The sequence below is a fragment of the Bacillus cereus group sp. N8 genome (genome assembly GCF_016483685.1).
GTDB lineage: Bacteria > Bacillota > Bacilli > Bacillales > Bacillaceae_G > Bacillus_A > Bacillus_A proteolyticus.
Window position 1 is genome coordinate 31,504 of record NZ_JAEHBK010000019.1, and the last position, 21,945, is coordinate 53,448.

The following is a 21,945-nucleotide window of genomic DNA, read 5'->3' on the forward strand; positions in this document are numbered from 1 at the left end:
TAAAACATATATAATAGAACAAAGAGGTGAAAAACATGTCAATTGAATCACTATGGAGCAGTCGCTTCCAACAACATATGCAAAATATCATTACATACTTTGCACGTATGATTAACGGTTTACTATATAGCTTTATCTTTATTTCATGCGTTGGCGCATACTACTATGCTCAGTTTCTAAAAACATCTCCTTCTAAAGGAATATCTTTACTACTCATCACCGTTGTACTGACATTCATTATAACGAGATGCCCAATCCGTACATTTATTCAAAAACCTGATGCTGTCTATTTGCTTGCATTAGAAGAGAAATTAACATCTTATTTTAAAAAATCTCTTCTATATAATTACATCATTCAGCTTTTCCCATTATTATTTACGTTCCTGATTCTCGTTCCACTTGCACTGCAATCATTACAAGTAACTGTACCTTTCTTATGTACAATCTTTATCGTTTTAATGATTACGAAAGCTTGGAATATGTACATACATTGGATGTGGCGTGATAGTCATGAAAAAAACATATGGTTCATTATTCGTATTACTTGTAACGCCCTAATCATTTACATGCTGTTTTACTCAGCAAATGTTCTCATATTGGCCGGATTACTCTTACTACTTGCTTTCCTGCTTCTATATACGAAAAAACAGCCTACAAAACGAATACCGTGGGATTACATAATCGAACAAGAAGAAAAAATGGACGTTCGTTTTTATCAATTTGCTAGCATTTTCACCGATGTTCCGCAACTGAATAAGCAAGTAAATAAAAGAAAATGGCTTACAAATTGGATTGAACCTTTATTACATAAAAAACGAGCAACTTTCTTCTATTTACATACACTAGCGTTTTTACGTGGGAATGATTATTTCGGTATATATATTCGCTTAGGATTGATTGGTGCCTTCGCCTTATATTTTATACCAAACATATACGTAAAAGGCGCCATCGCATATATCGTCCTATACATGATTTCTATGCAGCTACGTTCCCTGTGGAAATTTTTTTCGGGAAATATTATTGTAGCATTATATCCAATTAATACTGAAAAACGAATGAACCAATTTCTTCGCTTAATCTTTATATTGCTAATCATTCAACTCATTGTATTTTCAAGTGTTATACTCATTGCTACCGTACAATTTTTACATAGCCTTATCATTATGGGTATCGGGTTACTCTGGATCAAATTTATTATTGTACCAAAAACGAAGAAACGACTTTCTTCATTTTAACGAGAAAAGAGGCTGCACATCACAGCCTCTTTTTTTGTCCTAAAATTTCTATTCACTCTTCATAGGCAGTTCTCATATAGTGAAAATGACTATACAATTCCTATCCATAAGTTAAATAATGATTTTACACATATATAAATATAAAAAGATGGGAGCCTTATTTATGAATAACAATCCACCTTCAACGCCCCCAAATCCAACAGCAACGAATAATCGTGAAGTGAGCTTACAAACGTTACGCGTCATTGGGCTTATTGTACTGATTAGTGGCTACATATTAGTCGCTCTTTCTGAAGTAGGAACGTTAAAAAATCTTTTGCTACAGCCTAGCACTACTCCAAATTTAGCTGAAGTTGATCCGTTCTAAAAACTATATAAAAAGCGAGTCCCAGTATAACTGGTTCGCTTTTTATATAGTTTTATCCAATCTGAGGAACCTCCCTCTCGTCCTCATACTTCTCTCTCCCAATCGCCTTCATAAATAATAAAATACTGCTCATACCAACGATAAAGTACAGAGCACTCATGCCCCAAGATACAATAAATGAACCTAACATAACACCTAATGCTCCATTCATTTTCGCCACCTGAAAGACCATTCCATTAATCGCCATGTATGAACCTCTTGCCTCATTCGGCACCATATTTGCCATAATAGATTGTCGTACTGGCACATACATCATCTCACCTACCGTTTGGAAAAGCCCTGCAATTAATAAAATCCATAAGCTATTGCTCGTTCCGAGTATTGTAAAGCCAATCGTATAAATGAATAAACCTACATATAAGATTTTCAAATCGTTGAAGCTTTTCAGCATTTTAATAAGAAGCGCTGAACATAATACAACTAAAATTGTATTCTCTGCTGAAATCCAGCTCAGCATTCGAATGCCTGTTAAATCAAATGTAAAACCATTCCCGAATAAAAAGTGCACCGTTTCAAATTCCTTCTGCAAACGTACCCCTAAATAATTATTAATTTGAAACTCTAAAGATAATGTACATATACTTGCTGCACAAAAAATTAAAAACGCTCTATCTTTCATCACGACTTTATAACTATCTGCCATATCTTTTAATACATGTTTCTTCTCTACCGTTTTTCTCGCTACATACACTTCTTCCATATATACAGCCATCACATATAAAGTAATAACTGCAATAACTGTTAATCCGATAAACAATTGCAATCTATAGTTTTCAAATAGTAATCCACCAAATATCGCTCCAATTGCCATTGATAAATTAATCGCCCAGTAGTTAATGCTGTACATCAACTTTCGATTCTCAGGTGTACTCACATCGATTAACATCGCCTCTGTCGCAGGATTCATAAGTCCAGATCCTAAACTATTAACTAACATAAACACAAATGTTAGCCACGGTGAATCTACATAATCCGAATTCGCAACTCCCATACAAGCAATGGAAATGACTTGTATACTTTGACCGATAATCATTACCTTTTTACGTCCAAGTCGGTCACCAACATATCCACCGTATAAACCAATTACTAATGAAGCTATGACATTAATGAGTAGTAACGCACCAGCCATCGCACTACCTAACTTTATTGAAAAATAAATCGCCATAAATGGAAAAATCATCGTGGACACAGTACGTGTTAAAAACGAAGTTATAATTCTAATTTTTATATTTCGATGCATACTCCAAAATCCCATTGTTTCCCCCTCCTTATGCTTACTTATTTTACTTTGAAAAAGAGGAAGAAAAAGGTTAGAATATTCTAAAGAGTTTCCCCTTTTATCCCGCATTAACGGGCATTAAGACCCCCACTGATTAAAGTTTCACTTTATTATAGAAGGAAGTGTATATATGAAAGTTATGGACTATTACATTCGTTTAAGATTACATGCACAAGACCAACAACATATGCGAAATAGCTTACAAGAATTAGCCGATGTTTTATATTGCAGTACGAAAAACGTAAAAATTTTATTAAAGAAAATGAGCGAGGAACAATTAATTCGCTGGACACCAGGGAAAGGTCGCGGGAATAAAACAGAAATTCTATTTATACATAGTTTCGTAGAAGCGATTGAATTCTATACAGATGAACTGTTAGCGCAAGAAAAATTAAAGGATATCTTTCTTCTTTTAAAAGAGCCACTGCCTCCCGCACTTCATAAAAACATTGAAGGTAAACTCCATCATCATTTTGGCTATGAACCTTCAAATGATATGTATGATATATTAAAAATCCCCATATCACGAAAAGTAATGCCGCTAGATCCGGCTTTTGCAGCTGTCACAACAGAGAGCCATCTTACTAGTCAAATTTTTGACACGTTAGTCGTTTATAACGATGTTACTGAAAAGATGGAGCCTCACATTGCACATACGTGGGAATTAAGTGAAGACGGGCTTACGTGGACCTTTTACTTACGAAAGGATATACATTTTCATAACGAAACAGTTTTAACTTCTAAAGATGTACAATTCTCATTTGAACGATTAAAGCAAGTGCATTCTCCTTTCGAATGGTTAACAGAAGAAATTGTCCAAATTGAAACACCATCACCACTGCAAATTCGATTTCATTTAGCAAAACCAAATTTATTTTTCTTACACTATGTAAGTTCCATGCAACTAGCAATTTTGCCGTGTGATGCTAGTATTCAAGATCATCATTATATAGGTACTGGACCTTTTAAACTTGCTCATTACTCTGAAGACAATATCATACTTGAAGCTTTCACCCATTATTTTAAAGAGCGAGCTTTACTAGACCGCATTGAGTTTTGGCGTATTCCAGATCATGTACAAATCGATGCTGATTATGAACTACCTAATGAAGAGGAAAATGAAAGGCATGATATACAAATAGAAGAAATAGGTTGTATTTATGCTAGCTTCAACTTTACAAAAACCGGTCCCCACCATGACATTTACTTTCGTAAAGCTTGGAGAGAAATATATGACGTTGAAACGATCCTTCGAAACATAGAAGGCAGACGAACAATTGCTGCATCGAGCTTTTTCCCTGAAAGAAGTCGCCAAATTCCTAAAAGGTCCTACTCTCTTGAAAAAGCGAAAGAGCATTTAAAAAAGAGCACATATAATGGAGAAACAATCCATATATACTTCTTCGCATTTAAAGATAGTGCAAATGACGCAGACTTCCTAAAAGAACGTTGTGAAAATTTAGGTATACAAGTAGAACTTCATCCATTTCTCGTTTCAGATTATACGGATCGCTCTATCGATAAACATGCCGATATTATTTTAATGGGAGAAGTATTTGCTGCCGATCATGAAATTGCATTTTTAAATGTATTTAAAAATAAAAGTTGCTTCGTAAATCGGTTTATGGACCCGCACTATGCAAAACAAATTAATTGTTTACTTGATACCTTTTTATTAGAAGACAATAAAGAAAAACGGTATAAACTTATGTATGAGATCGAAGAGTTTTTACAAGCAGAACACATCATTTTATTTAACTATCACGTTTTAAAAAGAAAAACATACCCTTCTTCTTTAAAAAACGTAACAATTGATTCATTCGGTTGGGCAAATTTTGCGAAGTTATGGATACAGCCATCCACGTATTAAAATGTGAGTTTTTATAAAGTGAAACTTTAATCAGTGGGGGTTTTGTTCATCCCCACTGATTATTAGCCTTCACCAATCGGGCTTTTACGGGCAGTTGATCCCCCACCTAACTTCTTTGCTTCCGCTGAATTTTTGGGTGTGGGTCTTACTGCCCGCAAATAGCTGGGTAAAAGGAGAAGAACCATGAAACGCACCCTAGAAAAAAGACTTTCCTATCTATACAAAGGTGAGTTATTTTCAGTCATTACTTTTATTTTCACAAGTTACTTACTTAATTATGCTTATCCTACGTTACATTTATATTCCCTATATTCTTTTTGGGTCTCATTTCTTCTTTTAGAGTTTATCTTATTACAAGGAACTGCTTACTGGTACGTAAAGTGGAAAAGATTAAAAAAAGAAAAAACATCTGTTACGCCTATTAGGATGATTCAATATTTAAAAGTACTTAAAAAGATAAATATAGCATTGATTATCACAGGATTTATTACGTTTACTATTGATTTTGTAATTTGGTACCCCCACTTACCTTTAGGTGGGCTATCATTCACTCTATTTATTTATATTTTTGCATTACTTGAGTATATTAACTATTATCATACTCAGCTTTCATACGATAACATCTCTGATATTAAACATCTAATCAAATCAAAAAAACTAAAACAGTCCTGTATAAGTAAAGATTTTCAACGTATTTCATGAAAGAGAAGGTACTACATCCTTAGTAGTACCTTCTTGCGCACAAAGATACAAACTATTATTTAATTACTCCATCTAAGTGATCTTTCAAGTTCAATAAATATTGCTCAATATCCGGATTCTTCACCACATCATAACAAGCAAAACTCTTTAATGGACTCATACCAAGAAACTTCTGCACGCGATGTAAATGACTAAGTGCTGATTCTAAACTTTCTCCTTCAAAGAACTTCGTCTTATCTCCAAATGCCTTTTCAGGTGCATTCCAAGTTGTAGAAAACATATACTCTTTCTCTTTTAATAAACCACCAGTTCCATATTCATCTGCACCTTTAAAGAACAAACCGTATTCATATACTTCATCCATATACGTTTTAAATAATCCCGGTACACTAAACCAATAAATTGGTGTTTGATAAATTACAACATCAGCCCATAAAAACTTCTCTTGTTCTTCTTTAATATTGTAGCCATCTTGAATCGTTGTCGTTTTCACATGATGATTCTCGTTTAATACCGTTACCATATAATCAACTAGCGTTCTATTTAATCGTCCTTCTTTCGTACCATATTTTTCATGTCCATTTATAATGAATATATTTTTCATCGCTTTTCTCTCCCTTATTTTATTCCTCAGCTATTAACCCAAGTTGCTGTTTCAGCGTAAGATTATCTTCTAAATGCCAATCCTCCGTTATCTTTCCGTCTTTCACATGTAAAATATCAATTGCAAAAAAACTGATTTTCTTATCCTTATGAGTGCCTGTAAAAGAAAGACGAGCTGTTACTTTATCACCGACGACTAATAAATCTTCAATCTCGCAATGTATGTTAGGAACAACTTTATGAAAGTTTTGCGCCGCAAACTTTAATCCTTCCGTGCCTTGTGGTCGCCCTTTCGGCAATGTATTATCGAAAAAATTTTCAGTAACAGTCTGCGGAATAAGTTCCTCTTTACCTGTATCCCAAAATGCATAAAAACGCTGTGCTGCATGAACTCTTTCTGTCGCTTCCTTTTTACTGAGTGAAGGATCAATTGTCATTGCTTTTGGCTGTGGCATTTCTTTTAATAACTGGATTTCCGTTTTTTGTTCCCCGCTACATGCTACAAGCACAATACAAATAACAAACAAACTAAGGAACCCAAACAACTTTTTTATCTCCATGAAAATCACCTCCTCATACAAACCCTTTGTGTTTCGTATTGCTATTGTATATGCATTAACTTCCTTTATGGAAGTAGTGATATTTTTTTCATATAGTTACCAAAAGTATAGTTTTGTGATACTATAAAGCAAATTCATCCAAAAAAATTTTATGGAGGCTAGTTCCATGAACAATATAGATCCAGTTGAATTAACGAAAGGTTTACCAGGCATACCTTGTCCTATCGCTAAAACACTTGACGTAATTAGTACAAAATGGACGTTTTTAATTATTCGCGACCTTCTTATCGAAGGAACATTACGCTTTAGTGATTTACAAAAATCAATGGACGGGATTAGTCCGAAAACATTATCTCTTCGCCTAAAAGAATTGGAAGCACAAGGGATTATAACAAGAAAAGTATATCCAGAAGTTCCGCCTCGTGTAGAGTACACTTTAACGGATAAAGGAAAGCAATTAGAGGGGATTTTTATTGAATTAAAGCGGTTTGGATTAAGTTTATAAAACAAAAACCCCTTACCGTCGTAAGGGGTTTTATTACTTCGCAAAGCTTTCAGCTAGCTGTTTCTCTCTCCACATAAATGTAATGCCGAGACCAACTATTAAAACAACTCCTGAAAATGCATATGGATAATGAATATTCATATCAAATAATATTCCGCCCATCGCTGGTCCTGCGATATTTCCTAAACTCGTATAAGTCGAGTTCATACCAGCAACGAATCCTTGCTCTTTTCCGGCTGCTTTTGATAAAAACGTCGTTAAAGCTGGACGAAGTAAATCAAATGCTAGGAAAATAAAGCAAGTAACGAGAAGTACAATCCAATAATTAAAAACTACAGTTGAGACGAATGCTAATACTGCACCTACAATTAAACATATTTGAATTAATACTTTTTCACCGAACATGTCGACCAACTTGCCAAACATAAATACTTGCACAACTACCCCAAAGATGGAGCTAATCGTAATAATTGCCGCAATATCTTTCGGCGTGAAACCAAATTTATGATCAGAGAACAGGCTAAACACAGTTTCATATGCTGATAATCCAAATGCGAGTACAAATACAATAATAAATGCGATTGCATACATTGGATTTAATGATTTCTTTAAATCCCCGATAAAACTTGATTCTTTCGTATTAGCGGAAATCTCTGCAAGTTCTTCTTTCGTTAACGGCTCTTTCAAAATAAATATAGAAATCACGCATGCGACAAAAGCAATCACTGCTGCCACAAAGAACGGTACACGTATACCGTATTCTGCAATAAACCCACCGATTCCAGGCCCTATAATAAATCCGGTACTAATAGCCGCTGAAAGATATCCCATCGCCTTTGGACGTTCCTTAATAGATGTAATATCAGCAACATATGCCGTAACACCAGGCATAATAAACGCAGCACTAATTCCACCTAACACCCTCGCTGCATAGAGCATCCATACATCTGTTCCTAATCCGAAAAGAAGCTCTGAAACACCAAAAATAAATAATCCAATGATTATCATTTTCTTCCTACCGTAAAGGTCGACCCAGCGCCCCGTAATAGGTGAAGCAATAAGCTGAGCCATTGCAAACACTGCAACGAGATAACCCATCGTCTTCCCTGTTAAACCCATATCATTCATAAAGGACGGCATAACCGGAATGATTAATCCAATCCCTAAAAAAGCGATAAATATATTACTCAAAAGAATGATCAATACCATCTTTTGTTCTTTTATCGGTTTCTTCAATTTTTAACACCTCTTCCCGTAAGTTCCTCTCAAAAAATAATGCCCAAGAAGCTTTTTCTTTATCCTGCTATTTGTGGGCTAATAATGAGTGAAGATGCCCCCACTCATTAGAATTTCACTCTACCCTTCCACACATATATAAATACAGAGTGAATGACTATCATTCAGTTTCCCGCAGAAATGAACCTACCTTTTCAGACAGGTTCATCTTACTATTTCTTTATATGTAATGCATGTGTTAAAAAATCTAGTACTTCTGCCTTTTGCAAGCCCACTTGCTCATCATCTTTGTGATCGTATAAATACACTTGTTCCGCTGCTGATTCAACAAGAGCAATAAATAACTTGGCCGCTCGCTCTGCGTGAACCGAATCACGAATTTCACCAGCTTCTTTTGCCTCGCTTAAAAATTCGCTTAGCCACATATAAAGAGGCTCATACACAGCTTCCCATTCTTTTATATGTTCAGTAGATGCAAGACCCGCATACATTAACGCTTGTATTTCACGATATTCAGCTATAAAGTTAAACACTGCATCTATTACTTGCTCAACTTTACTTGAAAAAGGTGCATCGTTCTGTACTTTTTCTTTCACTGCAAGTATCATCTTCTCAACCATCACTTCTGCTATTGCAGGCATAACAGATAACTTAGAAGGAAAATATAAATAGAAAGTTCCTTGTGCAATGCCAGCCAATTTCACGATATCAGAAATCTTCGTTTTTTCAACGCCCTTTTCCTGAAACACGTCAATAGCTGCATAGACAATTTTTTCTTTTTTATTCATCATCTGAACCCTTTCACACGCGTATTGAATGACTGTCACTCATTTTATAGAATAACTAGCTGTACTGTCAATCATCGTGCACTTTTCATAATAAAAATCCCCCAACAGATCGTTAGGAGATTTAACTTTAATATCCTTTTCCTATGAAAGGGCCTTTAATCCCGTAACTCCACATACAATAAGAGCTACGCTAATCAAACGCGCCTTACTTTTCGATTCACCAAACAGAAACATATTTAATAAAACTGCGCCTGCTGTTCCAATGCCAATCCAAACCGCATAAGCCACACTTACTTGTAAGAACAAGAAAGAAGTGTATAAGAATGCGAAGGAAGTTGCAAATCCACCTATATAAATCGCTCCATTTGCTAACGTCTTATCTTTACTATACATTTTAAGGCCTATCACACCGACTATTTCACTAACTGCGGCACAAAATACGAAAATCCAACCCATTTTTAAGCAGCTCCTTTCACAATTTCTTCCGCGGTTTCTTCTTTATTATCAGCCAGTTTTAAACTGATAACGCCTGCTACGACCATCACGATAAAGAATAGTTTTCCTACACTGAAACTGCCGCCGAAAAGGAATACATCCATTAGGAAAGTACCTACCGTACCAGCTCCGGCAAACACAGCATATACAGTCCCTGTTGCAATATGTTCGCACGCTTTAGAAAGAAAATGAAAATCAACAGCAATAACTCCTACAATAATGACCCAATGCCACCAAGTGTAAGCTGTATTAAAACCAAACACCCAAAATATTTCAAAGATACATGTTAATATCACATATAACCAAGCTTTATTTTTCATACTTACCACCTCTTATGACTGACTATCAGTCATTTTCGTTTTAAAAAAATATACTCTTCAATCACTACTATATAAAACAACTATCATCCTCATTTATCATTTATTTCGTTACATAGTTAACTAAATTCAAAAATTATTTAATGTACTTTTAACATCCTTAATCAATGAATTCTCGTCTCCCCTAACCTTCTTGCATGCATCCAAAAATATATTATCAGCACCCTTTCAAAAGTTAAAATGACTGAATGTCATTCATTAATATTGTATGTGAATAATTCACAATATGTCAACTGTAAATTTTCATACTGAATATGGACAGCAGCATAATAAAAAACGAAACGAAATACATTGAGGAAAAAAATTCATTTTCACCTGTATATTTCCAAATAATCTGTTAATAATAAGAGTAACATAATATTTTCTCCATTCCCCCTTGGAGATCCCTTAAATAGAGTAGTTAGCTTTTGCTAACTGCTCTTTTTTATTTGTCGGCACACTATGGTGAAATACCCATAGATCAGATCCATTTTTCATCACGTAACAAGGAACAGAGTATTTTTTAATCTATTTATTTTTCAACGAGTCTTTGTATGCAATAATTTTATTTTCGAGCATCTTCTCTGTAATTACTAAGTTTTCTCTTTGAGTTTGAATAGATTTCCTATGATCTTCTAACAGTTGTAAACGAGCTTCTGTTGTATGCTCCCCTTCTAAATATAATCTAGCGTATTCTCTTATTTTCGCTATCGGCATTTGCGTTTGTTTTAATTTCATTACAAACTGCAACCACTTTATATGCGATTCTTCATACAGTCGATTCCCATTTGTATCGCGGTTTGCAATTAATATGTTCTCTTTTTCATAATAACGTAATGTATGTGTGCTCACTCCTAATAATTTCGCTACCTCGCTAATTGTGTACATACTCATACTCCCTCCACATGCCATTTACCATCATATATTTGACTGCTTTATAAAAAACATTTGACTTAGAGTATACTCTAACAAATAAAATCTAACCATACTAAATTAATTTGAACTTAGGGGGATTTTATATGAAATATACTGTTATTACTGGTGCTAGTTCCGGAATTGGCTATGAATCGGCTTTAGCCTTTGCATCTCGCGGAAAAAATTTAATACTTGTAGCTCGAAGACAAGAAGAATTAGACGGATTAAAATTAAAAATTAACGAAATCCATCCAGAGTTGGATGTTGTCATTCGAAGAACTGATTTATCCGTCACTGAAAATGTTTATAAACTTTATGAAAGCCTACAAACTTTTCAAATTGAAACGTGGATTAACAACGCAGGCTTTGGTAATTTCGCCTCAATTGCTGAACAAAATTTAAATAAAATAGAAAAGATGTTGCATCTAAATATAGAAGCACTAACAATACTATCTTCCCTTTTCGTTCGAGATTATTCAATGGTTGATGGAACACAGCTTATTAACGTTTCATCGGGCGGTGGATATACGATTGTGGCTAATGCTGTTACGTATTGTGCTACGAAATTCTATGTAAGTGCATTTACAGAAGGACTGTCCCACGAACTGAAAGAACAAGGCGCAAAACTGCAAGCAAAAGTTTTAGCCCCTGCTGCAACTGAAACAGAATTTGCGAAACGCTCATTTGATATTGATGAATTTCAATACGATAATGTTGTACCGAAATTCCACACTGCAAAACAAATGGCACAATTTATGCTCGACCTTTATGATAACGATAAAGTTGTAGGGATTGTCGACGGTTTTACGTATAACTATGAACTTAGAGATCCACTTTATAATTTTGCCGTGAGACAAACGAATTCAAATTCTTAATAACACTCTCATTTCTTATTGAAATATAGATGCCCACTATTATTTACATAATAGTGGGCTCTTTTTCTCTATAAAATTTTCACCCAACATACCGAACCATCGCCACCTCATCACAATAATCAACCTTTGGACAATGTCTGCAATCAATCCACACTTTCTCTGGCAATGCTTCTTTATTTACAAAATCAAATCCACACTTTTGAAAAAATATTGTTTCATACGTTAAGGAAATCACTCTTTTCACATTTATTTTCGTAGCTTCCTCCATCACATGATTTACGAGCATGCGCCCTATCCCTTTCCCTGCATATGTATGCGAAACGACTAAAGATCGTACTTCTGCAAGGTCTTCCCCTAATACATGCAATCCAGCAACTCCAACAATTTTCCCGTCTTCTTTCATAACATATAAACATTGCAAATATTGATAGAGAGACAAAAGAGAACGCGGTAAAACAACTCCCTCTTTTGCGTAAATTTCAATGAGATTATAAATTTCTTGCACATCACTTGTGACCGCATTAAAAATTTTCATATTATATCCCCTTGCCTCTGGTATTAATATTTATAACTTCTAATGAATTTTAATTCATAATTTTATATAATAATACATCTCTCTTTTCTCCCCGTCAATCACTTTCCTGAATATTACACAAACAAAAAACCAAGCAATCTAATCGATGCTCGGTTCCTCATTTCGTATCGGCAATACCGTCGAATATTTAATTTCACGAAGCGCTAAACTCGTCTGTATCCGTGTAATACCAAGCTTGTTCAACTTTCTAATAAACTGCTCCAGTTCTTTACGATCACGATTTGCAACCTTCAATAAATAATCATACTCTCCTGTTAAACAGTGACATTCTAACACTTCTGGCATCGCTTCTAATTCTTTTTCCAACACTTCCAGCTTATCTGATTGATGAATATTTGTACTCATAAAAATGAAGCATAGTAAATCAAAACCAAGCTTTTCTTGATTTAAAATTGCTACTTGCTTATCAATAAAACCTTCCCCATCCAATCTTTTTATGCGTGCATGCATCGCAGCCGCTGATAAATTAACGCGTCGTGCAAGCTCTGCATTACTTACTTGTGATTCCTTCTGCAATATATCTAAAATTTGTACATCTAAATCATCTAACACTTTAATAACAGATGACTCCATTATAATTCCCCCTTTTTTCTTACCGATGATTATTCGAAAAAACATACCTTAATTCAAACGAAACTAAATAATTTTCTCCAAAACATAAACCAAACAAAATATTTTATCGATTTTTAACCATTATACAAAAGAATATATTACAAAATAAAGAAAAATGCTAAAATTATTTACAATTCATATTGATTACAACAAAGGGGATTTTAACATGCCTTATTTTTACGTCTTTTTACTATTATTAACGAGCTTACTATGGGGAGGAAATTTCGTCGTTGGGAAATCGCTCGTTGATCATGCATCACCAATGACACTGACAAATTTAAGATGGATGATTGCGATTGTTTGTTTATTACCGATGGTATGGTTTAAAGAAAAGAAAATTATTCCGCCGCGCGCTGCAATACTTCCGTTAATACTGATGGGAATTTCAGGGGTCGCCCTCTTTAACATCTTTCAATTTTTAGCATTAGAAAAAACATCTGCTACAAATGTAGGTCTTATTTCTACATTAAACGCGATTTCCATCGCATTATTTTCTGTGTTATTTCTAAAAGAAAAAGTAAATACTCTTCAAATTTTATCCATGATTCTTTCATTCTTCGGTGTGGTTCTTGTCTTATTAAAAGGTGATTTCTCACTTTTATTTTCACTACATTTTAATAGCGGAGATTTATGGATGATGGCGGCAGTTTGTATTTGGGGAATCTATTCTGTTTGCAGTAAATGGGCTACAAAAACAACTACACCACTCATGGCAACATTATATTCTGGTATTTTCGGCGTTATTTTATTACTGCCATTTAACATAGGTAGCTTCACTGTTTCCAATATTAATTCTTCTTTCATTACATCACTTTTATATACAGGAATTATTTCTACAGTTCTTTGTATGGTGTTTTGGAATATTGGCGTAAAAAAATTAGGAGCTACAACATCAGGTATTTTTCTAAACTTCAATCCCATTTTTACAGCGATTTTAGCATTTATTTTCCTTGGAGAAGAACTAACATGGATTCAAATTTTCGGTACAATTATCGTCGTTACAGGATGTTATTTATTTTCCCATTTCAAAACTGTTACTGTTCAGCCAACTAGAGCTTTAATGCGAAAACATTCTTAATCAAACAAACATCGCCACCAAAGTGGCGATGTTTTTATTTACCTTTCATTTCTTTCACATACTGCTTTTCTTCTTCTGGCGATAAACGTTCTGTTGCTTTTCCAGTATCACCACCTTGAATTTCCCACAAAAAGTTATGCTCCTCAACCGTTTGTGAAAAATCGCCTTTCTCCCAGCGCTCCAACGTAGAAAGTAGCTTTGATTTATATTTGAAATTTGTACTGCTTTCTACTGCTTCCTTCGCACTACGAATTTCCTTATTTGTCATTTCAATAAATCCCCATTTTTCAGAGGACTTCACTTTTTGATGTACCATCCTATGCATTGTAGAAATAATTTCATCTTCACTAGCTTGTTGCTTCGCTTCCTTTTCTTTCTTCCCTTGTTGCCCCGTTACATTTTGTGCTTTCAGACTCTTCTCCTCTTCTTCTATATAATTAAGAAGTTTCGTACCACCGAATACAGCTCCTATCGCAATTACAATCATTGTAATTGTCCCTATAATCCATTTTTTCATATTATGTATTCCCCATTCCCCTAATAATCACATAAACAAATGGAATCGCCTGCACACAGCCGATTCCATTTGTTTCCTTATTTCATTTTAAACCTTCATCGCTTCTCGCACAATATAACTATCCACATATTGCTTAAATTTTACGATTTTTCCATTTTCAACCTGCCATACATGAACGAATTCTGCTTCAAATGATTTTCCCGTTTCTTTATAAACCCCTGAATAAACACCTTCAGCAATAATTACATCTTTTTCGTTTACTTCATGGTACGTATTTACACTCGCTTTATAATTATTCCACTCTGATCCTAGACGGCTAAATACATTTTCCATTATAGCTTCTACACCTATATACGTTCCGCCATAAGGAAAACCTTCTGCCTCTGTCCATTCTACTTTTTCGGAGAGGGCTTCCGCTAAATGTTTTGCATTCGAAGAAGCTGATCCCTCATATGTGCTTCGAATAATTTCTAAATTTGATTTAGGCATAGTACTTCCTCCCTCGTTTATTTATTCTTTACACAAGATGTAACTAAATTAGTTACATCTTGTGTAAAGAAATATTCAAATTATTTTATTCTTAATTCAGTTATTGTAACTATTATAGTTACAATAACTCTTTAAGTCAACAATTTATAAATAAAATTTACTTCGTTTTCATTACTTTCTCTTTTAAGAAACGATCTACATATCCTTCTGCTTTTACAACGAATAAGTACGCACCCATTGATAATAATGCAAGATCTAATTCATATCCTGGATTCTTTCCATCTCCTAATAATCCTGCTGCTCCATTTACCTTTACGATAGCTCCAGCTAAAATAAGAGCGAATAACAATCCTACGTATCGGACACCTAAACCGATAATTAATAATATACCACCTACTAATTCAACTGTCGCTACGCCATACGCAAGAACACCTGGTAAACCGATGCTTGTAAACCATCCTGCCACGTTATCTATACCTGATTGAAACTTTGCTAAACCGTGTGCAAAGAACGTAACTCCTAACACGATACGAATAATTAAATTCCCAATATATTGATTCATTTTGAACTCTCCCTTTTGTTTTGTTATGGTGAACATTTATTCACAAGACAAAACAATACGGTATTTCTTTTCATTCGTCAAATGCTTTTTTTAAAGAAAACAAAAAACATTATCCGTTTTACGAATAATGTCTTTTACAAAATAGCTCTAATTCAAGCTTTTACTCTATCACACAGAAAAAGTTGAAACTTTTTTCCAGCATCAATATACGGCAATAAAGACACGTCCTCTTCCATAACCATTCCGACAACGTTCACTTTCTCATCTTCAAGTAAATCATTTATAACAATTTGCATTTCACCAGCATATCTACCGTACAATTCATTATCAATTGTAATGCTGCCTTTCTTTCTTGAGATTGTATTCATTGGTTGTAATACAACTTTATTTTCTTCGCGCGATTCTACAGAGCGAATGACATCACGAGCTGGATCAAGCCGGTTCGTATGCACTCGTTCTAACAGTTGTACAGTGTCGCTATCATTTATAAATGATTGATATCTCACTGGAATAATTCCATTACTCGCAATTGCGATTTCTTGTACACTTTCTATGCTCCCGCTTATATCCCCAATTAGCACTTTATCGACGTCACACTCTTGCACAAGTTCTAAATACGCTTCAAGCGGCCGCATATAGCGGTGTTTTTCTAATGTCGGTAAACCTTCATATAATGGACCGCGTTTTTCACCATCTCCCGGAATAAATGCCATCGTTTTTATTCCGCACTCATGTAAATACTTATTTTGTTTTTGTAAAAATGACTTTGCTAGTCCTGTTTCTGGACGCGGGTAAAAATTATGCCACGCTTCTACACGATCTACTCGGATATTTTCCGTAAGTAACTCTCTCCAAAATGATTCTGTAATCGTACTCGCATTCAAAGCTACTTTCATTTTATGAGATACGTGTGCAATTTCTTTCGGTGTGATGCCATAATCCATTCGTAAACCAGTAATGCCCCACTCTACTAACTCTTCCATATTTTCGTACGTCATTCCTAAATGGTGTAGCGATTTTGGAGAAACATCGACCATTAATTCCATTTCATTTTCAAGAGCCTGCTTCCCAAGTATTTGAATCAACTCTTTATATGTACCAGGATCATCCTCTGGTATATGGAGTGATGTAAAAATAGATGAAAACCCGTTTTGCTTCGCTACTTTTAGCCACTCTTCTTGTTTCGTTACTCGTTCTTTTGAAAGATAAATTGAAACTCCTATCATATGAATCTCCCTTTCTATGAATAGAAAAAGAGAAAGGAATCCCTTTCTCTATATGTTTTCTGCCATTTCTTCTTTGAATCCGAAGAAGTACGTAAAGATGAATCCGAACGTATATGCAACTACTAATCCAAGGAAATATAATAAATATTTATTATCGGCAATTAACGGAATTAATGATAATCCTGATACACCGATTCCGAGTGCTGCTGTTTTCATAACTGCTTGGAATGCACCACCAACAGCGGCTCCTAGACAAGCAGTAAGAAACGGTTTCCCCAGTGGTAATGTAACCCCGTATAATAACGGTTCGCCAATTCCTAAAAAACCAACTGGTAATGCACCTTTAATTACATTACGAAGTCGTTTGTTTTTTGTTTTCACAAAAATCGCAATCGCCGCTCCTACTTGCCCAGCACCTGCCATTGCCAATACTGGTAATAAAGGCGTTACGTGAGTTTGATTAATAAATTCCATATGAATCGGTGTTAAACCGTGATGCAAGCCGACCATAACGAGAGGTAAAAATGTTCCGGCAAGCACAGCTCCAGCAAACGCTCCGCCAATATTTAAAATCGCATTAATTCCGCTTGTAATTCCTTCAGATAAGAAACCAGCTACCGGTTGAATTGCTAACATCGTTACGATACTCACCACTAACACAGTAATGAGCGGTGTCACGATAATATCAACTGCATTTGGCACTGCTTTTCGAACTTGTCTTTCAACTACAACCATAAGCCATGCTGCAAAAATAACTGCAAATAATCCCCCCCGCCCGGGTACTAGCGCTTCACCGAATAATTTTACATTCGCCATTGCCGGGTTAAAAATTAAAATACCAGCAATTGCTCCAAGAACTGGTGTCCCGCCAAATTCTTTCGCTGTATTCCAACCGACTAAAATGCCTAAGAATGTAAAGATACCGCCGCCAATAAGTAGTAACATTTGTAGCCACGTTGCATTCGGATCAGCACCTGCGTTTTTCGCAAAGTTAGCGACCCCGTTTATAATACCTGACGCAACAAGCCCCGGAATTAACGGAATGAAAATACTTCCTATTTTGCGTAAAAAGTTTTTCACTGGTGTATTATTTTTCTTCTTAATCTCTGACTTCATCTCTTGCCCAAGATCTTCAAGGTGATGATCTGCCACTTCACCAATTCTGAGTCCTGTTAAAACTTCCATTTCAGCCGCTACTTTATTTACCGTTCCTGGACCAACGACAACTTGAAGTGTTTCATCTTCAATCACGCCCATAACGCCTTCAACCTTTTTCAAAAGATCCATGTTCACTTTACTTTCATCATGAAGCGTTAGTCGTAACCTCGTCATACAATGAGCAATGCCACGAATATTTTTTACTCCCCCAAGCTGCTCCGTAATCCTACTGGCCATTATCTCTTCTTTCTTCATAATAGAATCCCCCTCCCCATAGTTTAAAGTGCCTTCTTCACAAATCCTTTCGCCGCTTTTAATTTTTCTAGTGCTTCCCCATATTCACACTGTAGTAATATCATAACGATTGCTGCTTTCACATTACGTTCTGCTTTCTCATAATACTCTGTAGCTACTTCATAACTAGCGCCTGTCGCTTCCACAATAATTCGTTTTGAACGTTCTACCAATTTTTCATTTGTAGACTGAACATCTACCATTAAGTTTTTATACACTTTTCCTACACCAATCATAGACGCTGTAGAAATCATATTCAGTACTAGTTTTTGCGCTGTGCCAGCCTTCAAACGTGTTGAGCCTGTTAATATTTCTGCGCCTGTTTCTACTTCCACATTTAGTTTTGCATATTTACTTATTTCAGCATTTTTATTACAAGAAATACTCGCTGTACTCGCTCCCACACTACTTGCATATTTCAATCCGCCAATTACATAAGGTGTTCTACCACTTGCTGCAATTCCAATGACCGTGTCTTTCTCATTTAATCCAATACTTTTTAAATCTTCTTCTGCTAACTCTTCCCGATCTTCGGCACCTTCCACCGCTTTAGTAAACGCTTTCAATCCACCTGCTATAAATCCTTGCACCATTTTGTCATCTGTTCCAAATGTCGGGGGACATTCCACTGCGTCTAAAATACCTAAACGACCACTCGTACCAGCCCCAATATAAATTAACCGTCCAGCTTCTTCAAAAGACTTAATAACAATTTGTACAACCTTCTCAATTTCTTCTATTTCATTTTCAACTGCTAACGCAACAGTTCGATCTTCTTGATTCATACTTTGTAACACTTCTTTTATGCTCATCTCATCTAAATTCATCGTCTTCTCATTGCGATGTTCTGTAGATAAATTTTCTAACATATTGTCACCTTCTTCGAAATTTAATTTCACATTTTTATTATAACTTTAAGAAATTTAAAATCAATATTACTTTCTTATTTTATGAAATTTTCTTTCTTTTCATGACGAATTTATGTCCAGCCACACAAAAAAGATGGGTTGCCCCATCTTTTCACTTTAACTTCCGTAACCGCAAAGCCTCTTCTCTCGTCTCCATAAATTGATCTATCACATTATTACCAATACGGTTAAAAGTAATAACATATAAAGCATCAATTATATTTAGCTGCGTCATTCGTGAAGCAATACTTGCAATGCGATGGTCTTGCTCTACATCCGGCATACAAAGGCGAATATCTGCCGCTTTATATAAAGGAGATGATTGATCTAGCTTTGTAATCGCAATAACTGTAGCTCCTCGCTTCTTCGCATATTGCGCCATTTCAAGTACATCTTTCGTACGACCCGATGTTGAAATCGCCACAAATATATCGCCCTCTTTTAAATTCGTCACAAGCGGCAACATCATATGAAAATCAGATAGCATCATCGCAGTAAATCCAAGTCTAGTAAATTTATAAGCTCCGTCCATCGCCGGTGTAGCTGACCCACCTACTCCGTAAAATATAACTTTATCCGCATTTACAATACGATCTGCAGCTCTCTCAAGTTCCTTCTTATCTATCGCCGTAACGCTCGCCTCAATTGCAGCTTTATTCACATATGTAACTTTATTAAACAAATCGTACGGTCCATCTTCCGTATTCATCACTGAAAAATCATTAATATTATAATCAGCAATCGTTAATTCACGAACGAGCGCGATTTTAAATGCTTTAAAGCTCCCAATCCCAATCGACTTACAAAAGCGAACAACACTCGCCTCACTTGCGCCTGCATTCGTTGACACTTCTTTCGTAGTTAAGTTCGGAACAATCTCTGCATTCTCCATTATGTACATGGCAACCTTCTTTTCAGCTGGTGAAAATTGATTCATATTATTTTCAATTTTAAATAGTAATGTTGAAGCTTTCACTATTTAACCTCCACTTCTTACGGTTGCTTTTCATTTCGCATTTTCTCCTTCTTCATAGAGATAATAGCCATCATCACCAGGAGGATGGAACACATTTACAGTGCGATTCCCTTTTTGATAAACGGTTCTTTCCCCTTCTGTCCACTTCTTTTCCCATCCTTTTATCCAAACTGCAAAGTCTGGTAAAAATGCAGTGTATTTATATTCTTGTGGATAACGACCTTCCACGTGAGAAGAAAACATAGAAACCGGAAAATCTTTCACCTTTGATTCTTTTCCTACAATAAATGGCATGCACAATAAAAGAAGTGTAACTACACCTATAACTTTTCCCCTCGTAATCTTCACCTATTTTTCTCCTCGCCTTATCATATACGTAGATTTTACCATAATTACAACCTATTCACGCTATATGACTATTGCTTTTTCTAATAAAAAAAGAGCTTACCTACATCAGATAAGCCCTTTCTTCCTATACAAAATACTTCTTTAAAAGTGGTGGTGTAATAATCGTCGTTAATATAACAACAATAACAATCGCTGTGAAATTTTCTTTCGCTAATAAATTCGCCGTAAGTCCATTTGCTGCGATGATAAGCGCTACTTCTCCGCGCGATACCATTCCTGCACCAATACTAATAGAAGATTGTAAATTGAATCCTGTTAATCTTGCTCCTAAACCTGATCCAATTAGCTTTGTGAAAATTGCGATGAGCGTCATAATGATAATGAACCAAAGTTGGCTTCCGATACCTTGAAATGTAATTTCCATCCCAATACTTACGAAGAAAACTGGTACAAATATCGCATACGCAATCGGTTCAATTTTATGTTCCACTTCATGTTTATACTCGGTTTGAGAAATCGCAATTCCTGCTGCAAATGCTCCAATAATACCTGCGATTCCCATCATTTCACTGTAATATGAAAAAGAGAAACAAATAATAAGAGCCGCACTAATTAACGCTTCCGACACGCGAAGTGGTACGAGCATTTTCATAATCCACGGAACTACTTTCCATGCGATAAAAACAATACTTACAAAGAAAATAATTTTCTTTGCAATAACAAGTGTTATCTTCACATCTTGCGTTCCTAAAAAGCTCATTACAAACGCTAATAATATAACGACTATCACATCATCAAATACAGCCGCTCCTAAAATCGTTGTACTTTCTCTCGTATTCATCTTCCCTAAATCACGTAACGTTTGCACCGTAATACTAACCGATGTTGCGCAAAGTAATAATCCTAAAAAAATAGCGTGGGATTGCATCAATCCAAAAAGCAGTCCCGTTACATATCCACCAATGAAAGGGAAAATAATTCCACCAGCCGCTACTGCAAAGGAAGCTTTTAAATTCCGATTTAACTCTTCTAAATCTGTTTCGAGTCCCGCCATAAACATAAGTAGCAAAACACCAATCTCGCTAAGCTCATCAATAAGTTCTGAGCTATTAATAATACCAAGCACAGCAGGACCGATAATAATACCAACGATTAACTTACCAAGTACAGAAGGCTGGCCAAGCCTAACGCTAATATCACCAGCTAATTTCGTACAAAGTAAAATGACAACAAGTTCAAAATAAAATAACATAGCATCTTCTCCTACTATATAAAGTAAATCTTTTTGTTAACCTGCATCTATTTCTGCACATAGTTTCTCCTTACAACCGGCTTT

General features: G+C 35.4%; 26 protein-coding genes. 7 read left to right on the forward strand and 19 right to left on the reverse strand.

What is annotated here, in order from left to right:
- Positions 1-35: 35 nt before the first annotated feature.
- On the forward strand, positions 36-1,235 hold the full coding sequence (locus JDS80_RS22055) for an ABC transporter permease (RefSeq protein WP_199639966.1): 1,200 nt from the start codon (positions 36-38) through the stop codon (positions 1,233-1,235).
- A gap of 163 nt (positions 1,236-1,398) precedes the next feature.
- Positions 1,399-1,602: a hypothetical protein gene (locus JDS80_RS22060; protein ID WP_199639967.1), complete on the forward strand. Its 204-nt coding sequence runs from the start codon at positions 1,399-1,401 to the stop codon at positions 1,600-1,602.
- Positions 1,603-1,654: 52 nt separating this feature from the next.
- Here JDS80_RS22060 and JDS80_RS22065 read toward each other — a convergent pair whose 3' ends face one another.
- Entirely contained in the window at positions 1,655-2,917 is a 1,263-nt protein-coding gene (locus tag JDS80_RS22065; protein ID WP_199639968.1) for an MDR family MFS transporter, read from the reverse strand.
- A 154-nt stretch (positions 2,918-3,071) separates the two neighbouring features.
- On the opposite strand from JDS80_RS22065, the gene JDS80_RS22070 reads away from it, so the two are divergent.
- The gene (locus JDS80_RS22070; RefSeq protein WP_206774654.1) at positions 3,072-4,811 is read left to right on the forward strand and encodes an SgrR family transcriptional regulator; all 1,740 of its coding nucleotides are present in this window, start codon (positions 3,072-3,074) and stop codon (positions 4,809-4,811) included.
- 183 nt (positions 4,812-4,994) lie between these two features.
- Complete coding sequence (locus tag JDS80_RS22075; RefSeq protein WP_199639969.1) at positions 4,995-5,513, forward strand: general stress protein; 519 nt, start codon at positions 4,995-4,997, stop codon at positions 5,511-5,513.
- A 55-nt stretch (positions 5,514-5,568) separates the two neighbouring features.
- On the opposite strand, the gene JDS80_RS22080 is transcribed toward JDS80_RS22075, so the two are convergent.
- Both JDS80_RS22080 and JDS80_RS22085 read right to left on the reverse strand, forming a co-directional pair.
- Entirely contained in the window at positions 5,569-6,117 is a 549-nt protein-coding gene (locus JDS80_RS22080) for an NAD(P)H-dependent oxidoreductase (protein ID WP_199639970.1), read from the reverse strand.
- 19 nt (positions 6,118-6,136) lie between these two features.
- A complete protein-coding gene (locus JDS80_RS22085; RefSeq protein ID WP_071771134.1) occupies positions 6,137-6,676 on the reverse strand; it encodes an ester cyclase in 540 nt (179 codons plus the stop codon).
- Positions 6,677-6,842: 166 nt separating this feature from the next.
- On the opposite strand from JDS80_RS22085, the gene JDS80_RS22090 reads away from it, so the two are divergent.
- Positions 6,843-7,181, forward strand: a complete 339-nt coding sequence (locus JDS80_RS22090) for a winged helix-turn-helix transcriptional regulator (protein ID WP_063223780.1) — start codon at positions 6,843-6,845, stop codon at positions 7,179-7,181.
- 33 nt (positions 7,182-7,214) lie between these two features.
- Here JDS80_RS22090 and JDS80_RS22095 read toward each other — a convergent pair whose 3' ends face one another.
- From JDS80_RS22095 to JDS80_RS22115, 5 genes are all read right to left on the reverse strand, one after another.
- Positions 7,215-8,417, reverse strand: a complete 1,203-nt coding sequence (locus JDS80_RS22095; RefSeq protein WP_071771136.1) for an MFS transporter — start codon at positions 8,415-8,417, stop codon at positions 7,215-7,217.
- Positions 8,418-8,629: 212 nt separating this feature from the next.
- Entirely contained in the window at positions 8,630-9,208 is a 579-nt protein-coding gene (locus JDS80_RS22100) for a TetR/AcrR family transcriptional regulator (RefSeq protein ID WP_199639971.1), read from the reverse strand.
- A gap of 138 nt (positions 9,209-9,346) precedes the next feature.
- Positions 9,347-9,661 (reverse strand): DMT family transporter, encoded by a 315-nt coding sequence (locus tag JDS80_RS22105; protein ID WP_199639972.1) that lies wholly within the window; start codon positions 9,659-9,661, stop codon positions 9,347-9,349.
- A 2-nt stretch (positions 9,662-9,663) separates the two neighbouring features.
- Positions 9,664-10,020 (reverse strand): DMT family transporter, encoded by a 357-nt coding sequence (locus JDS80_RS22110; RefSeq protein ID WP_199639973.1) that lies wholly within the window; start codon positions 10,018-10,020, stop codon positions 9,664-9,666.
- A 564-nt stretch (positions 10,021-10,584) separates the two neighbouring features.
- Positions 10,585-10,944 (reverse strand): MerR family transcriptional regulator, encoded by a 360-nt coding sequence (locus tag JDS80_RS22115; protein WP_071771139.1) that lies wholly within the window; start codon positions 10,942-10,944, stop codon positions 10,585-10,587.
- A 131-nt stretch (positions 10,945-11,075) separates the two neighbouring features.
- Here JDS80_RS22115 and JDS80_RS22120 point away from each other — a divergent pair, with 131 nt between their 5' ends.
- The gene (locus JDS80_RS22120; protein WP_199639974.1) at positions 11,076-11,846 is read left to right on the forward strand and encodes an SDR family NAD(P)-dependent oxidoreductase; all 771 of its coding nucleotides are present in this window, start codon (positions 11,076-11,078) and stop codon (positions 11,844-11,846) included.
- Between the two features lie 79 nt (positions 11,847-11,925).
- Here the strand turns inward: JDS80_RS22120 and JDS80_RS22125 are convergent, their stop codons facing one another.
- Positions 11,926-12,381 (reverse strand): N-acetyltransferase, encoded by a 456-nt coding sequence (locus JDS80_RS22125; protein ID WP_199639975.1) that lies wholly within the window; start codon positions 12,379-12,381, stop codon positions 11,926-11,928.
- Between the two features lie 138 nt (positions 12,382-12,519).
- A complete protein-coding gene (locus tag JDS80_RS22130; RefSeq protein ID WP_199639976.1) occupies positions 12,520-13,014 on the reverse strand; it encodes an Lrp/AsnC family transcriptional regulator in 495 nt (164 codons plus the stop codon).
- A 205-nt stretch (positions 13,015-13,219) separates the two neighbouring features.
- On the opposite strand from JDS80_RS22130, the gene JDS80_RS22135 reads away from it, so the two are divergent.
- A complete protein-coding gene (locus JDS80_RS22135; RefSeq protein ID WP_199639977.1) occupies positions 13,220-14,131 on the forward strand; it encodes a DMT family transporter in 912 nt (303 codons plus the stop codon).
- Positions 14,132-14,165: 34 nt separating this feature from the next.
- On the opposite strand, the gene JDS80_RS22140 is transcribed toward JDS80_RS22135, so the two are convergent.
- The 9 genes from JDS80_RS22140 to JDS80_RS22180 all read right to left on the reverse strand — a co-directional run bounded on the left by JDS80_RS22140 (position 14,166) and on the right by JDS80_RS22180 (position 21,861).
- Positions 14,166-14,648 (reverse strand): PRK06770 family protein, encoded by a 483-nt coding sequence (locus tag JDS80_RS22140; protein WP_199639978.1) that lies wholly within the window; start codon positions 14,646-14,648, stop codon positions 14,166-14,168.
- Positions 14,649-14,735: 87 nt separating this feature from the next.
- Positions 14,736-15,137: a nuclear transport factor 2 family protein gene (locus tag JDS80_RS22145; RefSeq protein WP_071771144.1), complete on the reverse strand. Its 402-nt coding sequence runs from the start codon at positions 15,135-15,137 to the stop codon at positions 14,736-14,738.
- Between the two features lie 157 nt (positions 15,138-15,294).
- Positions 15,295-15,699: a DoxX family protein gene (locus JDS80_RS22150; RefSeq protein WP_071771145.1), complete on the reverse strand. Its 405-nt coding sequence runs from the start codon at positions 15,697-15,699 to the stop codon at positions 15,295-15,297.
- Between the two features lie 152 nt (positions 15,700-15,851).
- Positions 15,852-16,925 carry a DUF871 domain-containing protein gene (locus JDS80_RS22155; protein WP_199639979.1) on the reverse strand — a complete coding sequence of 358 codons (1,074 nt, stop codon included), beginning with the start codon at positions 16,923-16,925 and terminating at the stop codon, positions 15,852-15,854.
- 48 nt (positions 16,926-16,973) lie between these two features.
- Complete coding sequence (locus tag JDS80_RS22160) at positions 16,974-18,338, reverse strand: PTS transporter subunit EIIC (protein WP_071747833.1); 1,365 nt, start codon at positions 18,336-18,338, stop codon at positions 16,974-16,976.
- Between the two features lie 23 nt (positions 18,339-18,361).
- Positions 18,362-19,246: an N-acetylmuramic acid 6-phosphate etherase gene (gene murQ, locus JDS80_RS22165; protein WP_071771147.1), complete on the reverse strand. Its 885-nt coding sequence runs from the start codon at positions 19,244-19,246 to the stop codon at positions 18,362-18,364.
- A 151-nt stretch (positions 19,247-19,397) separates the two neighbouring features.
- Positions 19,398-20,261, reverse strand: a complete 864-nt coding sequence (locus JDS80_RS22170; protein ID WP_199639980.1) for an SIS domain-containing protein — start codon at positions 20,259-20,261, stop codon at positions 19,398-19,400.
- A 30-nt stretch (positions 20,262-20,291) separates the two neighbouring features.
- The gene (locus tag JDS80_RS22175) at positions 20,292-20,609 is read right to left on the reverse strand and encodes an outer surface protein (protein ID WP_071771149.1); all 318 of its coding nucleotides are present in this window, start codon (positions 20,607-20,609) and stop codon (positions 20,292-20,294) included.
- Positions 20,610-20,733: 124 nt separating this feature from the next.
- Positions 20,734-21,861 (reverse strand): cation:proton antiporter, encoded by a 1,128-nt coding sequence (locus JDS80_RS22180; RefSeq protein ID WP_199639981.1) that lies wholly within the window; start codon positions 21,859-21,861, stop codon positions 20,734-20,736.
- Positions 21,862-21,945 lie beyond the last annotated feature (84 nt).

Excerpts from the sequence above, each read along its gene's own strand:
- JDS80_RS22110 (WP_199639973.1), bottom strand. The coding sequence starts at position 10,020 with ATGAAAAATAAAGCTTGGTTATATGTGATATTAACATGTATCTTTGAA.
- JDS80_RS22100 (WP_199639971.1), bottom strand. The coding sequence starts at position 9,208 with ATGATGAATAAAAAAGAAAAAATTGTCTATGCAGCTATTGACGTGTTT.
- JDS80_RS22135 (WP_199639977.1), top strand. The coding sequence starts at position 13,220 with ATGCCTTATTTTTACGTCTTTTTACTATTATTAACGAGCTTACTATGG.
- JDS80_RS22180 (WP_199639981.1), bottom strand. The coding sequence starts at position 21,861 with ATGTTATTTTATTTTGAACTTGTTGTCATTTTACTTTGTACGAAATTA.
- JDS80_RS22085 (WP_071771134.1), bottom strand. The coding sequence starts at position 6,676 with ATGGAGATAAAAAAGTTGTTTGGGTTCCTTAGTTTGTTTGTTATTTGT.
- murQ (WP_071771147.1), bottom strand. The coding sequence starts at position 19,246 with ATGTTAGAAAATTTATCTACAGAACATCGCAATGAGAAGACGATGAAT.
- JDS80_RS22120 (WP_199639974.1), top strand. The coding sequence starts at position 11,076 with ATGAAATATACTGTTATTACTGGTGCTAGTTCCGGAATTGGCTATGAA.
- JDS80_RS22070 (WP_206774654.1), top strand. The coding sequence starts at position 3,072 with ATGAAAGTTATGGACTATTACATTCGTTTAAGATTACATGCACAAGAC.
- JDS80_RS22105 (WP_199639972.1), bottom strand. The coding sequence starts at position 9,661 with ATGGGTTGGATTTTCGTATTTTGTGCCGCAGTTAGTGAAATAGTCGGT.
- JDS80_RS22140 (WP_199639978.1), bottom strand. The coding sequence starts at position 14,648 with ATGAAAAAATGGATTATAGGGACAATTACAATGATTGTAATTGCGATA.
- JDS80_RS22150 (WP_071771145.1), bottom strand. The coding sequence starts at position 15,699 with ATGAATCAATATATTGGGAATTTAATTATTCGTATCGTGTTAGGAGTT.
- JDS80_RS22090 (WP_063223780.1), top strand. The coding sequence starts at position 6,843 with ATGAACAATATAGATCCAGTTGAATTAACGAAAGGTTTACCAGGCATA.
- JDS80_RS22125 (WP_199639975.1), bottom strand. The coding sequence starts at position 12,381 with ATGAAAATTTTTAATGCGGTCACAAGTGATGTGCAAGAAATTTATAAT.
- JDS80_RS22160 (WP_071747833.1), bottom strand. The coding sequence starts at position 18,338 with ATGAAGAAAGAAGAGATAATGGCCAGTAGGATTACGGAGCAGCTTGGG.
- JDS80_RS22075 (WP_199639969.1), top strand. The coding sequence starts at position 4,995 with ATGAAACGCACCCTAGAAAAAAGACTTTCCTATCTATACAAAGGTGAG.
- JDS80_RS22130 (WP_199639976.1), bottom strand. The coding sequence starts at position 13,014 with ATGGAGTCATCTGTTATTAAAGTGTTAGATGATTTAGATGTACAAATT.
- JDS80_RS22155 (WP_199639979.1), bottom strand. The coding sequence starts at position 16,925 with ATGATAGGAGTTTCAATTTATCTTTCAAAAGAACGAGTAACGAAACAA.
- JDS80_RS22115 (WP_071771139.1), bottom strand. The coding sequence starts at position 10,944 with ATGTACACAATTAGCGAGGTAGCGAAATTATTAGGAGTGAGCACACAT.
- JDS80_RS22055 (WP_199639966.1), top strand. The coding sequence starts at position 36 with ATGTCAATTGAATCACTATGGAGCAGTCGCTTCCAACAACATATGCAA.
- JDS80_RS22060 (WP_199639967.1), top strand. The coding sequence starts at position 1,399 with ATGAATAACAATCCACCTTCAACGCCCCCAAATCCAACAGCAACGAAT.
- JDS80_RS22080 (WP_199639970.1), bottom strand. The coding sequence starts at position 6,117 with ATGAAAAATATATTCATTATAAATGGACATGAAAAATATGGTACGAAA.
- JDS80_RS22145 (WP_071771144.1), bottom strand. The coding sequence starts at position 15,137 with ATGCCTAAATCAAATTTAGAAATTATTCGAAGCACATATGAGGGATCA.
- JDS80_RS22065 (WP_199639968.1), bottom strand. The coding sequence starts at position 2,917 with ATGGGATTTTGGAGTATGCATCGAAATATAAAAATTAGAATTATAACT.